The sequence below is a fragment of the Cellulomonas sp. genome (genome assembly GCF_035634735.1).
Lineage (GTDB): Bacteria > Actinomycetota > Actinomycetes > Actinomycetales > Cellulomonadaceae > Cellulomonas.
Genome location: NZ_DASQCJ010000058.1, coordinates 26,108 through 39,806, shown reverse-complemented (window position 1 = coordinate 39,806; position 13,699 = coordinate 26,108). Strand labels below are relative to the sequence as shown.

13 protein-coding genes are annotated in these 13,699 nt (G+C 74.1%); 4 read left to right on the top strand and 9 right to left on the bottom strand.

What is annotated here, in order from left to right; translation table 11 throughout:
• Positions 1 to 306: 306 nt before the first annotated feature.
• From VER05_RS05690 to VER05_RS05655, 8 genes are all read right to left on the bottom strand, one after another.
• Complete coding sequence (locus VER05_RS05690; protein ID WP_324844420.1) at positions 307 to 552, bottom strand: hypothetical protein; 246 nt, start codon at positions 550 to 552, stop codon at positions 307 to 309.
• Positions 552 to 1,793, bottom strand: coding sequence for a hypothetical protein (locus VER05_RS05685; RefSeq protein ID WP_324844419.1), 1,242 nt, complete (start codon positions 1,791 to 1,793; stop codon positions 552 to 554). The genes VER05_RS05690 and VER05_RS05685 overlap by 1 nt, the downstream gene beginning before the upstream one ends.
• Complete coding sequence (locus VER05_RS05680) at positions 1,790 to 2,110, bottom strand: type VII secretion target (RefSeq protein ID WP_324844418.1); 321 nt, start codon at positions 2,108 to 2,110, stop codon at positions 1,790 to 1,792. Before VER05_RS05680 ends, VER05_RS05685 begins: the two co-directional genes overlap by 4 nt.
• Before the next feature lie 4 nt (positions 2,111 to 2,114).
• Positions 2,115 to 2,486, bottom strand: coding sequence for a YbaB/EbfC family nucleoid-associated protein (locus VER05_RS05675; protein WP_324844417.1), 372 nt, complete (start codon positions 2,484 to 2,486; stop codon positions 2,115 to 2,117).
• An 80-nt stretch (positions 2,487 to 2,566) separates the two neighbouring features.
• A complete protein-coding gene (locus VER05_RS05670) occupies positions 2,567 to 4,648 on the bottom strand; it encodes a glycoside hydrolase family 2 protein (RefSeq protein WP_324844416.1) in 2,082 nt (693 codons plus the stop codon).
• Positions 4,649 to 4,677: 29 nt separating this feature from the next.
• The gene (locus VER05_RS05665) at positions 4,678 to 5,619 is read right to left on the bottom strand and encodes a carbohydrate ABC transporter permease (RefSeq protein WP_324844415.1); all 942 of its coding nucleotides are present in this window, start codon (positions 5,617 to 5,619) and stop codon (positions 4,678 to 4,680) included.
• A complete protein-coding gene (locus tag VER05_RS05660; protein WP_324844414.1) occupies positions 5,619 to 6,485 on the bottom strand; it encodes a sugar ABC transporter permease in 867 nt (288 codons plus the stop codon). Before VER05_RS05660 ends, VER05_RS05665 begins: the two co-directional genes overlap by 1 nt.
• A 41-nt stretch (positions 6,486 to 6,526) precedes the next feature.
• Complete coding sequence (locus VER05_RS05655) at positions 6,527 to 7,930, bottom strand: sugar ABC transporter substrate-binding protein (protein WP_324844413.1); 1,404 nt, start codon at positions 7,928 to 7,930, stop codon at positions 6,527 to 6,529.
• 150 nt (positions 7,931 to 8,080) lie between these two features.
• On the opposite strand from VER05_RS05655, the gene VER05_RS05650 reads away from it, so the two are divergent.
• Together VER05_RS05650 and VER05_RS05645 are read left to right on the top strand one after the other, a co-directional pair.
• The gene (locus tag VER05_RS05650) at positions 8,081 to 9,100 is read left to right on the top strand and encodes a LacI family DNA-binding transcriptional regulator (RefSeq protein ID WP_324844412.1); all 1,020 of its coding nucleotides are present in this window, start codon (positions 8,081 to 8,083) and stop codon (positions 9,098 to 9,100) included.
• A gap of 130 nt (positions 9,101 to 9,230) precedes the next feature.
• Entirely contained in the window at positions 9,231 to 9,572 is a 342-nt protein-coding gene (locus VER05_RS05645; protein WP_324844411.1) for a hypothetical protein, read from the top strand.
• Here VER05_RS05645 and VER05_RS05640 read toward each other — a convergent pair.
• Positions 9,517 to 10,542, bottom strand: a complete 1,026-nt coding sequence (locus tag VER05_RS05640) for a DMT family transporter (RefSeq protein WP_324844410.1) — start codon at positions 10,540 to 10,542, stop codon at positions 9,517 to 9,519. The two genes, VER05_RS05645 and VER05_RS05640, sit on opposite strands and share 56 nt — an antisense overlap.
• Before the next feature lie 146 nt (positions 10,543 to 10,688).
• On the opposite strand from VER05_RS05640, the gene VER05_RS05635 reads away from it, so the two are divergent.
• Entirely contained in the window at positions 10,689 to 12,887 is a 2,199-nt protein-coding gene (locus VER05_RS05635; protein WP_414647559.1) for a molybdopterin oxidoreductase family protein, read from the top strand.
• Positions 12,888 to 13,189: 302 nt separating this feature from the next.
• Positions 13,190 to 13,672 (top strand): hypothetical protein, encoded by a 483-nt coding sequence (locus VER05_RS05630; protein ID WP_324844409.1) that lies wholly within the window; start codon positions 13,190 to 13,192, stop codon positions 13,670 to 13,672.
• Positions 13,673 to 13,699: the final 27 nt, after the last annotated feature.

Here is a 13,699-nt window from a genome sequence, read left to right as displayed (position 1 = left end):
AGCACGGACCTCTCCTCGCCCCCGTCGACGTACCACTGTCCGGGATCGCTCACCGGGATCACCACCGTCCCCTCGATCGCGTCCGGCCCGGAGCCGAACTCGTACCGGACGGCGTCCGCGTCCTCGCCCACCAGCCGCCCGAACCCCAGTGTCGCCATCAGTGGCCACCGCCTTGGTTGATCGTGGCGTGCGTGCGCAGACGTCGACCCCCACGACGGCGACCTCGATCAGCGCGCTTCACCGTTCCCAGACGAACGACGACGTCGCCCCTCCCGGGATGCCCCCGGAGCTCGACGAGGGTCGACCTCACGCGATGTGCGCGGCGCGCTCAGGCCACTCTCCGGTCTCCTGGAAGCGCCGGTACGCGCGTGCGGCAAGCCTTCGCCCAAGCCCGGGCGAGGCGTTCTCGCCCTCGACGTGCCAGTTCTCCGTCGGGTGCCGCTTGTCGATGACGAGGACGCCATCCACGGCCGAGTCCGGATCGTCCGCGTACTCGTACCGGACCTCCTCCGAGGTCTCGGCGACCTTGCGTCCGTACACAGCGATACCCATCAGAACCCTCTCCGTGCCTTCACCACGCTCGCCCAGTCGGCGATCGCGTTGGCGTGCTGATGTGCCGTCCGGTAGGTCGCCCCTGGGTGAAGGCGAAGGTACTCGGACTCGGCCCACTCGTGTCGGAGCAGGAGCAGGTCCTCCGACGTGCCTCTGCCCTCCCTGAGTCGGATCAGCGCCTCGGCCTGATCGGCGTCCGCGTCGAAACGGCGGCTGACCAGGGTCCCGGTCTCGAAATCCTCGATCAGATGCTCGTTCCGCATCAGGTGATCGGTCACCTGATGAACTTGATCCTGACGCCATCCCGGATTGGCCCTCGCGAGATCTGCGGCGAAATCGGGGTCCGACCGAATCGCCTCGTACGCCTCGTTGGCCCAGGCCTCCTCGGCGTCGAACCCTCGACGCGCGTGCGGCCGCGCCGAGTAGCCGCCGTAGTGCCTGATCTCGTCGGGCACCCGCGGCGCGGACGGCGCCCCGCTCCCGCCCGGCAGCCGCCCGCGCACGCCGGACGCCAGCCGCGCGAGCACGTCCTTCATCGCCTCCAGCAGACCCTTGAGCGACTTCGCCGACGTCAGCAGGTCGGTGACCGAGCGCCCCACCCGCACCGCCAGCGACGACACCCGCGTCGTCACCTGCGACACCACGTACGGCGTCGCGAGCCCGACGGTGACGACGAGCTCCGCGGCCCACGAGATGATCGACCCGACGAGCTGGGCCAGGGTGTCCCGCACCAGGTCGTGCACCACCTGGACGACGGTCGAGCAGGTGCGCAGCGCGGAGGCCATGGCCGACGCGGAGCCGCCGCCGGCGCGTACCCGGTGCGCGAGGTTGTTCGCGTAGGCCGCGTACGCGACGACCGAGGCGCCGGACATGGCCTCGAGGTCGGCGGTGACGACGCGGTTGAGCTCGTCGCCCGCGCCGTTCATCGCGGTCGCGATGTTCTCCCAGGTCGCCGCGAACCCGAGCACGGCGCCGGCGTCGCCGGTCAGGTCGTTCAGCCAGCCCTTCAGCGGCTCCAGGTGCTCCATGAGCCAGCCGAGCCCAGCGGCGATGAGCGAGCCCAGCGGGTCCATGACGGCGGCGGCGGTGTCCAGCGCGACGCCGACCCCGGCGAGCCCCGCCGCGAGCCAGTCGCCCGACTGCAGCGACGCGGACAGCTGGCTGACGGAGTCGAGCAGACCCGCTCCGCCGAACGCGGTCGAGGTGTCGACCGGCCCCGCGACCAGGGGATTGGCCGTCACCGGTCGAGCACGCGGGCGATGGACTGCATGCGGGCCTCGACGCGCTGGTCGGCCTCGTCGATCGAGCGCGCCATCGCGCCCAGCTCGGCGACCATGCCGTCGGTGGCCTCGCGCATCGCCGTGATGGCGTCCCGCGCGGCGCCGTCGACGCCGGAGACGATGCCCGGCAGGAACGAGCACAGGATGCCGAACGCCCCGCCGTGCAGGTCGACGGACCCCGCCGCCGACTGCGCGGTGCCCAGGTCGCCGGACACCTGGCCGACGCGCGTGCTGTGCCGGCGCAGCACCTCGGTGTCGACCTCGAAGCCCCCGCTCACGCGATCACCGCAGCCGGCCTGCGAGCTCGCCGCGGAGGTGCTCGGTCACCGGGGACTCCTCGCCGAACGCGTCGGCCGTGACGGCGAGCGCCTGCCGGCCGGCGTCGCGGCCGGCGGCGCGCACGGTCTCGACGATGAGCGCGGCCAGGTCACGCGGTGCGAGGTCGGTGACGCCGTCGGCGAGCTGGAGGTCGACGAGCTGGCCCGACGGGTCGGCCTCGGCGGTCACCTCGCCGCGAGGGCTGCGGGCGCGCCCGCGGAGCCGGTCGAGCGCCTCCTTCACCTCGGCGGCCTTGACGGCGCGCTCCTGCGCGGCGCGGATGTCGGCCTGCACGCGCTCGATCGCGGCGTCCGGGTCGTCGTAGAACGAGGTCACGTGACGCACTGTAACGGCGGCCGCGACAGCCGGTCGCGCGGGTGCCGCCACGACCACCCGGTCGGGGGCACCCGCGCGGGTCAGGACGCGGCGGGCCGGGCGCCGCGGCGGTTCGGGGGCTCGATCGGGGCCGCGTCGACGTAGGCCCGCGCGCGGACGCGGTCGTCCTCGTCGACCAGCCACACGTGCAGCCGGGCCGCCGGCACCGCGCCGGGCGCCGGCACCGGCACCCGCACCGCACCGCTGAGCACGTACGGCTCCGCCTTGACCGGCTCCGACTCCGCGTCGGCCGCCGCCGGCGCCGCACCGAACGGCGTCCCCGCCGGCACCCACGCCGCCCGCACCCGCCCGAGCAGCGGCGACGCCCCGTGGTGCGACACGTGCACGTCGAGGTCCAGCGGACCCGCCGGGACCGGGATGTCCGCCCCGGCGTGCGCCGGGACCAGGTCCAGCACGAGGGTCGTCGGCGCGTTCACGTCCCGCGGGTCGACGCCGCCCAGGTCCTTGGGGCGCCGGTCGGCGTCGCGCAGGCCGGCCATCTCGTGCTCGACGTCGGTGAGCTCGGTGTACACGTAGCCGACGAACCGGTCGTGCCGGCGGAGCTCCTGGGTCTGCCACCGCAGGTGCCAGCCGCGCTCCAGCGAGGTGAACCCGGCGCCGTACTCGCTGTTCAGCACCGGCACGCCCGTGCGCGGGAACGACGCCGACCCGTAGAGCGACTTGTCCACCACGAAGTCCGGCCCCAGCTTCACCGGGAAGTCCTCGCGGGTGCCGTCCGCGAGCGCCGCGAGGTTCGCCGCCCAGGCCGCGGGGTCCTCGTCGTAGTAGTGCCAGTCGACCAGGTCGGTGCGGACGTGCGCCCAGCCCGAGTTCTCCACGATCGGCCGGGTGTCGTCGAGCGACCGGAGCAGGTCGTACGCCCGGGCCGCCGCCGCGGCGCGCTCCGGGGACCCCGGGATGTCCCAGTCGAGCCCCCACTCCTCGTTGTACAGGCCCCAGATGACGATCGACGGGTGGTTGCCGTCGCGGTCGACCATCGGCGCGAGCTGCGCCTCGAACGCCGCGGCCGCGGCCGCGCTGAACCGGCTGGGCGCCGGCGGCTCGGCCCAGACGAGCATGCCCATCCGGTCGGCGGCGTGCAGCCAGCGCGGGTCCTCGAGCTTGATGTGCTTGCGGACCAGCGTGTAGCCGAGGTCCCGGGCGAGCTCCAGGTCCGCGAGCAGCGCCGCCTCGTCGGGCGCGGTCGGGCCGGTGCCCGGCCAGTAGCCCTGGTCGAGGACGCCGGCGACGTAGAGGCGCTCGCCGTTAAGCAGCAGGTGCTCGCCCGCGGTCTCGACGCGGCGCAGGCCCGCGGTCACCCGGACCCCGTCGACGTCGCCCGGCGTCCCGTCGTCGGTCGACACCGCCAGCACGTACAGGTGCGGGTCGGCGGGGCTCCAGGTCCGCGGCTCCGCCAGGTCGAGCCGACCCCGCGCCACGCCGTCGGCGCCCGCGACCAGGGAGACCCGCTCCCCCGCCGCCGATCCCTCGACGACCGCCACCTCGACCCGGGAGCCGGCCGGCGCCGACCCCGCCAGGGCCACCGTCATGTCGAGGCCCGCGAGCGAGTCGCCGCGCGCCGCCACCGAGGCGGCGTAGGTCGAGCCGCGCGCCTCCAGCCACACGCTCTGCCAGATGCCCGACGTCGGCGTGAAGGACACCCCGTCGTAGTCGTCCCGCGGGATCGACCGCTGCTTGCCGTGCGGGACGGACCGCTTGTCGGCCGGCGCGTCGACCTCGACCTCGAGCACGCCGGTGGCGCCGGGCGCGAGGACCCCGGTCAGGTCGACCTCGAACGGCGTGTACCCGCCGGCGTGGTCGGCGACCGGCACCCCGTCGACCCGGACGACCGCGCGGTGGTGCACGGCGCCGAAGCAGAGCAGCGGGCGCGCCCCGGCCCAGTCGGCGGGGACGGTGATCGACCGGCGGTAGGTGGCGTGCTCGAGCCAGGTGCGGGCGACGCCGGAGGCCGCGGTCTCCCAGGCGAACGGCACCACCACGGGCACGGTGCCGTCGGGGAGGTCGAGGTCCCAGGTGCCGTTGAGCGCGACCCACCTCGCGGACCGGTCGAGGTCGGGGCGCGGGTACTCGGGGCGGGGGACGGCGGGCAGGGCTGCGGTCATCGAGGACGGCCTTTCGAGGAGGAGCGGGATCAGCCCTTGACGCTTCCGGCGAGGATGCCGTTGATGAAGTGCTTCTGGAGGGCGATGAAGACGAGCAGGAGCGGGATGAGCGCGATCGACGCGGCGGCCAGCAGCTCGCCGGTGACGGTGGCGTAGTCGGCGCCGATCCGGTTGCCGGTGATGTTCTGCGCGAGCGTCGACAGCACGACCTGGAGCGTCGCCATCCGCGAGGACGAGGCGGCGACGACCGGCCAGACGAAGTCGTTGTAGATGTTCATGACGGTCAGCACCGCGAGGCCGGCGAGCGCCGGCCGGATCACCGGCAGCACGATCCGCCAGAAGATGCCGAACTCGGTGCAGCCGTCGACGCGGGCGGCGTCGAGAAGCTCGTCGGGGACGGCGGCGATCACCTGGCGCATCCAGAAGATCGCGAACGCGTCGACCGCGCCGGGGAGGATCAGCGCCTGGTACGTGTTGACCCAGCCGAGCTCCTTCATCTCCAGCAGCAGCGGGATGATCAGCACGATCGTCGGGAGCATGAGCGTGATGAGCACGGTGCCGAACAGCAGGTCCCGTCCGCGGAAGGTGTACTTCGCGAACGCGTAGGCCGCGAGCGGCGCGCAGAACAGCGTCAGCGAGCCCTTCACGACCAGCACGACGGCGGTGTTGAGGAAGCCCTGGCCGATCGGCACGTCCGCGAACATCCGCCGGAAGTTCTCCAGCGTCAGCGTCGACGGGTCGAGCCCGAGCGGGTCGCCGACGATCTGGGTCGCCGGCTTGAACGCGGACACCAGCGCCCACACGACCGGCGCGAGGAACGCGAGCGCCAGCACGAGCAGGAACACCTGGGTGCCGAGCGGGCCGGGCGCCCAGCGGCGGCGCGGGCCGCGGGGGCGGCCGTCGACAGGGGCGGCGGGGCGCCGCGGCGAGCGGGGCGAGGAGCCCACGGGGCGGGTCTCGGTGGCGGTCATCAGTCCTCCGACCGGAGCAGCCGCACGAACCCCAGCGACAGCGCCATCACGATGATCACGAGCAGGAACGAGTTGGCCGCGCCGGTGCCGAGGTCGGCCCGGTTGATGTGGTCGTACAGGTGCAGGCCGGCCGTGGTCGTCGATCCGTACGGGCCGCCGTCGGTGACGACGAACGGCTCGGCGAACATCTGGAACACCGCGAGCGTCTGCAGCACGACGGAGAACATCAGCGTGCGGCGCACCAGCGGGACGGTGATGCTCCAGAACCGCCGCACCGGCGACGCCCCGTCGATCGAGGCGGCCTCGTAGACCGCGCCGTCGATGGACTGCAGCCCGGACAGCAGGATCACGACGATGAAACCCGTGGTCTTCCACAGGAACAGCAGCGCGAGGGTCGGCTTGGCCCACTGCGTCGTCGTCAGCCAGCCGACGTCGGGCAGCCCGACCAGGTTCAGCAGGCCGTTGACCGCGCCGTAGTCCCGGTCGAACACGACGACCCAGATCTGCGCGACCGCGACCAGCGGCGTCACGAACGGCACCAGGAACGCGATCCGGTAGAAGCCGCGCATCCGGGTCTTCGCGTTGTCGAGCAGCACGGCGACCACGAGGGCGAGCGCCATCTGCACCGGCACGATCAGCAGCCACAGCACGGCGGAGTTGCCCAGCGACGACCAGAACGCCTCGTTGCCGAGCAGGTAGGTGTAGTTCCCGAGCCCGACCCACTCCGCCGCGCCGCTGCCTCGCCAGTTCGTGAAGGACAGCCGGAGGGTGAACAGCATCGGGTAGACGCTGAAGGCCACGAAGATCGCGACGAACGGGGCGACGAACACGTACGGGGCCACGGCCCGGGGCAGGTGCGGGCGCACCCTGCCCCGGGTCGCGACGCGTGCGGTGGTGGCGGCAGCCGTCACTGCCGGTCCACGAGGTTGGCCTGGATGTCGGCGGTCGACTGCTCGATCACCTGGTCCGGCGTGAGCTCGCCGTCGAGCATGCGCTGCACGTTCGTCCCCAGGTAGTCGACCGCGCCCGCCCACCACGACGGCGTCGGCGCGCCGCCGGGGATCTCGGACCCGGCCTCGACGGCGGTGGTCCACAGGTCCTGGTCGCCCAGCCCGGCCACCGGGCCGAACAGCGGCTTCTCGGGGTCGGCCGCCGGCGCGTACGCCGGGATCGAGGTGGCGAGGCCGTTCGGGTAGGTGTCGTTCGGGCCCCAGACCGCGGAGTAGCCGGCCTCGTCGTACATGAGGAACTCGTAGAACAGCCACGCGAGCTCGGAGCTCTCCCCCGCCTTCGGGAGCACGAACGACGAGCCGCCCATCGCGCCGGACCGCGCGCCGCCCGCCTCCCACGCCGGCAGCGGCATGGCCCGCCAGTCGCCGGACGTCTGGGTGAGCTGCTGCTCCGGGGCGAACGAGAACCAGATGGCCCACGGGTAGAAGACCTGCTGGCCGTTCTCCAGCGGGCCCACGTCGCTCGGCGACAGGTACTCGGCGCGGGTGCCGAGGCCCTCGGTCTGCACCGTGTCGAGCCAGCCGAGGATCTGCCGGTAGGCGTCGGAGTCGAGGCGCAGCTCGCCGTTCTCGTCCGCGATCGACGTGCCGAGCTGGCTGGCGTACATCTCCAGCTGCAGCTGGCCGAGGAACGCGCTCTGCTCCAGGTGGATCGGCTTCGACCCCGGCACCGCGGCCTGGTACTGCCGCGCGGCCTCGAGCAGGTCGTCGTAGGTCTCGATCTGCGTGACGTCGACGCCGGCCGCCTCCAGCGCGGTCGCGTTGTAGAACAGCAGGCCCGGGTCGAGGTCGAACGGGACGCCGTAGATGCCGCCGTCGAGCGAGTTCACGTCGATCTTCTGCGGCGCGATGTCGTCGGTGTACGGCTCGAGGACGTCCGTGAGGTCCCACAGGTAGTCCGCGTAGCCCGCGACCTTGGCGTCGTCGAGGAACACGCCGTCGGGGACGTCGGTCTCGGTGATGAGCGTGTTCTGCAGCTTCGCGTCGATGTCGACCGCCTCGTGGTGCACCACGATGTCCGGGTACACCTCGTTGAAGTCGTCGATCACGGCGTCGAAGACGTTGAACAGGTCGCCGGAGCGGTCCCAGATCGTGATCTCGCCGCTGGGGCTGTCGCCGGTGGGGGCCTGGAGACGGTCGGCGTCGGCCGCGGTGCTGCTGCCGCCGTCGGAGCCGTCCCCGGAGCCGCCGGAGATGGAGGGGCCGCAGGCGGCGAGGGCGGTCGCGGCGGCGAGCGCGGTCGCCACCAGGGCGATCGGGCGGCCGCCGCGGGCTCGCCGCGCGGGGTGGGTCGGGTGCATCGGCACTCCCTTGTGCGATCGGGCGACGACGCCGCGGGGGCGGGGCGTCGTCGGGTCCGGCTTGCGTCTTTGCCAACGTGTGCAAAGTAGACCCTCTTTGCACACGTTGCAAGACCCCTATGCTGGCCTCACCCACGACGAGGAGGTGGCATGGCCGCGACCCTGCGCGACGTCGCCGAGCACGCCCAGGTCTCCGTGCGGACCGTGTCGAACGTGGTCAGCGGGTACACGCACGTCAGCGAGCGCATGCGCACCCGCGTGCTCGCCGCGATCGAGGAGCTGGACTACCGGCCCAACCCCGTCGCCCGCACCCTGCGCACCGGCCGCACCGGCGTGCTCGCGCTGGTGGTCCCCGAGATCGACCTGCCGTACTTCGCCGAGCTGGCGCGCGAGGTCATCAACGCCGCCGCCGACCTCGGCTACCGCGTGATGGTCGACCAGACGGGGCACGACCACGAGCGCGAGCGGCAGCTCCTCACCGGGGCCGACCGGACGATGCTGTTCGACGGCGTGCTGTTCAGCCCCCTGGTGACGCGGGCCGAGCTGCTGGAGATGCAGGGCGCGTCGACCATGCCGCTCGTGCTGCTCGGCGAGCACGACTTCGACGGCCGGTACGACCACGTCGCGATCGACAACGTGCAGGCCGCGGCCGACGCGGTGGGGCACCTGGTCGCCGTCGGCCGGACCCGGATCGCGGCGATCGGGGCGCAGCCGGAGGAGTCGTACGCGACGCCGCAGCAGCGGACGACGGGGTACGAGCGGGCGCTGGGCGCAGCCGGCCTGCCGGTGGACCCGGCCCTGATGCGCGCCGCCGCCCACTACCGGCGCGCCGACGGGTACGCCGCGGCGGCCTCGCTGCTCGCGCTGCCCGACCGGCCGGACGCGATCTTCTGCTACTCCGACCTGCTCGCGATGGGCGCGATGCGCGCCGTGTTCGACGCCGGGCTGCGGGTGCCGGAGGACGTCGCGGTCATCGGGATCGACGACATCGAGGAGGGCCGGTACTCGCGCCCGACGCTGTCGACGGTGTCGCTGGACACGCCGTTCATCGCGCGCGAGGCGGTGGCGCGGATCGCCGCGCGGATCGCCGACCCGGACGCGCCGGCGGTGGAGGTCACGGCGCCGCACGCGGTCCGCGCGCGGGAGAGCACGGGCGCCCGCGAGGGCTGAGCGCCCGCACGCGGCCGAGGTCGTCGGTTCCGGCCATCAGCGGGGCGGCGCAACCGACGACCTCGGGCGGAACCGCCGACCTCGCGCCGCGTCCCGCCCGACTGCGAGGCCCGCTGCCAGCATGGGCGGCATGGACATCCGCCGCGCCCGCCGCACGCGCACGCGCGCCCGTGTGCTCGCCGCCGCCGGGGTCGCCGCTGCGACCGCGCTGCTGCTCGCCGCGTGCGCGGCCGGCGTGAACCCCGAGGTCGGTCAGGCGCCGCCCGGGGCCGCGGAGCCCGCGGGGTTCTGGCTCGGGCTCTGGCACGGGATCATCCTGCCGGTCACCTGGATCGTGTCCCTGTTCACCCGGACCGTCTCGCCGTACGAGGTGTTCAACTCGGGCAACTGGTACGACTTCGGGTTCGTCCTGGGGATCACGATCGTGTTCGGGGGGCCGTTCGGGGCGGGGCGGGCCGCTCGGCGCCGGTGACGGCCTCGCCCGCGTCGACCCCACCCGCGTCGACCCCGCCCGCGCCGCCCGCGGGCGCGACCCGGGCAGCACGCGCCGCCCGCGCCTCGACCACCAGCACCACCGCGACCCCGGCGCCGCACAGCACGAACCCCACGAGCGTCGCCGCGGTGAGCGGCTCCCCCAGCCCGACGGCCCCGGCCGCGGCGGTCGCCGGCGCCACCAGGAACAGCAGCGCGTTGAGCGCCGTGACGCCGACCCGGCGCAGCAGCCACCAGTACAGCCCGTAGGCGGCGAGCGTCGGCAGCACGGCCGCGAGCGCGGTCGCGACCCAGAACCCCGGGTCCGCCGGCGGGACGAGCGCGCCCGCGACCGCCGCGGCGACCAGCAGCACCGCCGCCGTCACCACCACCTGCACCGTCAGGACCACGAGCACCGGCGGGCGCGACGGCGACCGCCGCTCGAGGAACGTCGCCGCCACCAGGCACCCCATCGCCGCGAGCGGCAGCAGGTACGCCGCCGCGGGCGCCTGCGACCCGCCGAGCTGCGACCGCACCACGAGGAGCACCCCGGCCGCGCCGACCCCGAGCCCGGCCCACTGCGCGCCGCGCACCCGCAGCCCGAGCAGCGGCCCCACCAGCGTCGCCACCACCAGCGGCTGCACGGCGTCGATGAGCGCGGTCGTCCCGGTCGCGACGCCCGCCGCGATCGCCGCGTACACGCAGACGACGTACCCGAGCTGCGCGAACAGGCCGATCACCGCCTGCCGGCGCAGGTCCGCCCGCGGGACGCCGCGGGCCGTGCCGGTCGCGAGCGTCACCGCGACCAGCCCGACCGCGACCGGCACGAACCGCCAGACCAGCAGCGTCAGCGGGGCGGCGTCGACGGTCGCCACCTTCGCGATGACGAAGCCCGAGCTCCAGGTGGCGACGAACGCGGCGGCCGCCAGCGCCGGCAGCGCGCGCCCGAGTACACCGATCTGTCTACTCATGGTCGGCGACTATACCGATCGGTATATCCGCGCGCCCGGCGAGCGCGCTGCGGCGACCCCTCTTGCGCCCGCGCGCCGAGGCTCCTTCACTGGTCGCAGGGTCGTGCAGCCGGCCCGGGTCCTCGACGACGAGGCGGAGGCGTCCGATGGCGACCGTCGACCGGGTCGCGCAGCCCTGGGGCACGCGCACCCCGTACGGACCGGGCGAGACCTGGCCCACCCGGGTCGACCAGTTCCCCGCGGAGGGGCTGACCGAGCAGGACGTCGACCGCTGGGTGCAGAGCGCGTCGGTCCTGCACTCGAACGGCGACGCGCTCGACATCGCGGTCCGGGACGGCCGGATCGTGGGGGTGCGGGGCCGGTCCGTCGACCGGGTCAACCACGGCCGGCTCGGCCCGAAGGACCTGTACGGCTGGCAGGCGAACGGCTCCCCCGACCGGCTGACCCGCCCGCTGGTCCGCAGGGACGGCCGGCTGGTCGAGGCGTCCTGGGACGAGGCGATGGGGCTGGTCGTCGAGCGGACGCGGGCGCTGCTGGCCGAGCGCGGGGCGGGCTCGATCGGGTTCTACACCTCGGGCCAGCTGTTCCTCGAGGAGTACTACACGCTCGGCGTCGTCGCCCACGCGGGGATCGGCACCAACCACGTCGACGGCAACACCCGGCTGTGCACGGCGACCGCCGCGGCGGCGCTCAAGGAGTCGTTCGGCTGCGACGGCCAGCCGGGCTCGTACACCGACGTCGACCACGCGGACGCGATCGCCCTGTTCGGCCACAACATGGCCGAGACGCAGTCGGTGCTGTGGACCCGGGTCCTCGACCGGCTCGCCGGGCCGAACCCGCCGCGGGTGCTGTGCGTCGACCCGCGGCTCACCCCGGTGGCGCGGGCCGCGACCGTGCACCTCGCGCCACGGCCGGGCACGAACGTGGCGCTGATGAACGGCCTGCTGCACGAGGTGCTGGCGCGCGGCTGGGTCGACCACGAGTACGTCGCGGCGCACACCGTCGGGTTCGCCGAGCTGGCCCAGATGGTGGCGGACTACCCGCCGGAGCGGGTCGCGCGGATCTGCGACGTCCCCGCGGACGACCTGCGCGCCGCCGCGGAGCTCGTCGGCACCGCCGACCGGCTGCTGTCGACGGTGCTGCAGGGCTTCTACCAGTCGAACCAGGCCACGGCCGCGGCGGTGCAGGTCAACAACCTGCACCTGGTCCGGGGGATGCTCGGGGCGCCCGGCCGGGGCGTGCTGCAGATGAACGGGCAGCCGACGGCGGAGAACACCCGGGAGTGCGGCGCCGACGGCGACCTGGCCGGCTTCCGGAACTGGTCGAACGCCGCGCAGGTCGCCGACCTCGCCCGGGTGTGGAACGTCGAGCCCGACGCCATCCCGCACTGGTCGCCGCCCACGCACGTCATGCAGATGCTCCGGTACCTCGAGGACGGCTCGATGGGCATGCTGTGGGTGCAGGCGACCAACCCGCTGGTGTCGCTCCCGGAGCTCGGGCGGGTGCGGTCGGTGCTGACCCAGGACCGGGTGTTCCTGGTTGTCCAGGACGTGTTCCTGTCGGAGACCGCGCAGGTCGCCGACGTGGTGCTGCCCGCCGCGACCTGGGGCGAGAAGACCGGCACGTTCACGAACGTCGACCGCACGGTGCACCTGTCGGACAAGGCGGTCGACCCGCCCGGCGAGGCGCGCGCGGACCTCGACATCTTCCTCGACTTCGCCCGGCGGATGGACTTCCGCGGGAAGGACGGCACGCCGCTCGTGCACTGGCACGACCCCGAGTCGGCGTTCGCGGCCTGGCAGGAGTGCAGCCGCGGGCGCCCCTGCGACTACACCGCCATGTCCTACGACCAGCTCCGCGGCGGGTCCGGCGTGCAGTGGCCGTGCACCGCGGAGCACCCGGACGGCACCGAGCGGCTGTACGAGGGCGGGCGGTTCTGGGCGGCCCCCGACGTGGCCGAGGCGTACGGGCGGGACCTCGTCACCGGCGCGCCGATGGAGGAGACCGAGTACCGCGCGCTCAACCCCGAGGGCCGCGCCCTGATCAAGGCCGCGCCGTACCTGCCGCCGCACGAGCTCCCGAGCGAGGAGTACCCGCTCCAGCTCATCACCGGGCGGACGCTCTACCAGTTCCACACCCGGACCAAGACGGGCCGCGCCCCGCAGCTCGACCGCGCCGCGCCCGACGTCTGGGTCGAGCTGTCTGCCGCCGACGCCGTGGCGCTCGACGTCGAGGAGGGGGACGTCGTCGAGGTCAGGACGCCCCGCGGCCGGGTCGAGGGCGCCGTCCGGGTCAGCGGCATCCGGCCCGGCGTCGTGTTCCTGCCGTTCCACTACGGCTACTAGGACACGGCGGCCGGGCACGAGCCGGGCGGCGCGGGGCGCGCCGCGAACGAGCTGACGCTCACCGACTGGGACGCCTGCTCCAAGCAGCCGCTGTTCAAGACCGCCGCCGCGCGCGTGACCCTGGTCCGCCGCGGCACCGGGCCGTCGCCCGCCCCGACGACCACGGCCTCCGCACCGGTCGCGGCCCGGGTGCCCGCGACCGTCGGCGGCCCCGCGGCGGAGGTCCGGGAGGAGGTCGGGCCGCCGCGGGCGCCGGGTGCGCGCCCCACCAGCAGCCCGACCGCCGGCGAGGAGGAGGGGCGATGAAGATCGACCTGGCCCTGCGGGAGCTGCACCGGTCCGAGACCGAGCTGGCCGAGGACCTGCTGCGGCTGTCCGAGCGGCACGGGACGGACCACGAGATCTACCACGTGGCGCGCGACCTGGCCGGGTGGTCGGCCGACCACGTGCGGCGGATCGCCGAGGTCGGCGCCGGCTACGGCCTCGACCTGGACCCCGACCCGGTGCACGACGACGGGCTGGTGAAGCGCGTCCGGGAGCGCGCGGGCGAGGTCGTCGGGCGGTCCGGGCCGCCGGAGCTGGCCCTGCTGCGCGACCTGCGGCACGTCTACCTCAGCGCGCAGGGCGTCTCCGTCGACTGGGAGCTGCTCGGGCAGGCGGCGCAGGGCATCCGGCACCACGACCTGCTGGCGCTCACGCAGCGCTGCCACCCGGAGAACCTGCGGCAGGCGAAGTGGGCGAACAGCCGCCTGAAGGAGTCGGCGACGCAGATCCTGGTGTCGTGACGGGCCGGGCCACCCGGGTACACCGAT

What these genes read in the sequence shown, in the direction of transcription:
- VER05_RS05690 (WP_324844420.1), bottom strand. Translation starts at nt 552, where the DNA reads ATGGGTATCGCTGTGTACGGACGCAAGGTCGCCGAGACCTCGGAGGAG.
- VER05_RS05670 (WP_324844416.1), bottom strand. Translation starts at nt 4,648, where the DNA reads ATGACCGCAGCCCTGCCCGCCGTCCCCCGCCCCGAGTACCCGCGCCCC.
- VER05_RS05665 (WP_324844415.1), bottom strand. Translation starts at nt 5,619, where the DNA reads ATGACCGCCACCGAGACCCGCCCCGTGGGCTCCTCGCCCCGCTCGCCG.
- VER05_RS05655 (WP_324844413.1), bottom strand. Translation starts at nt 7,930, where the DNA reads ATGCACCCGACCCACCCCGCGCGGCGAGCCCGCGGCGGCCGCCCGATC.
- VER05_RS05650 (WP_324844412.1), top strand. Translation starts at nt 8,081, where the DNA reads ATGGCCGCGACCCTGCGCGACGTCGCCGAGCACGCCCAGGTCTCCGTG.
- VER05_RS05645 (WP_324844411.1), top strand. Translation starts at nt 9,231, where the DNA reads ATGGACATCCGCCGCGCCCGCCGCACGCGCACGCGCGCCCGTGTGCTC.
- VER05_RS05640 (WP_324844410.1), bottom strand. Translation starts at nt 10,542, where the DNA reads ATGAGTAGACAGATCGGTGTACTCGGGCGCGCGCTGCCGGCGCTGGCG.
- VER05_RS05635 (WP_414647559.1), top strand. Translation starts at nt 10,689, where the DNA reads ATGGCGACCGTCGACCGGGTCGCGCAGCCCTGGGGCACGCGCACCCCG.
- VER05_RS05630 (WP_324844409.1), top strand. Translation starts at nt 13,190, where the DNA reads ATGAAGATCGACCTGGCCCTGCGGGAGCTGCACCGGTCCGAGACCGAG.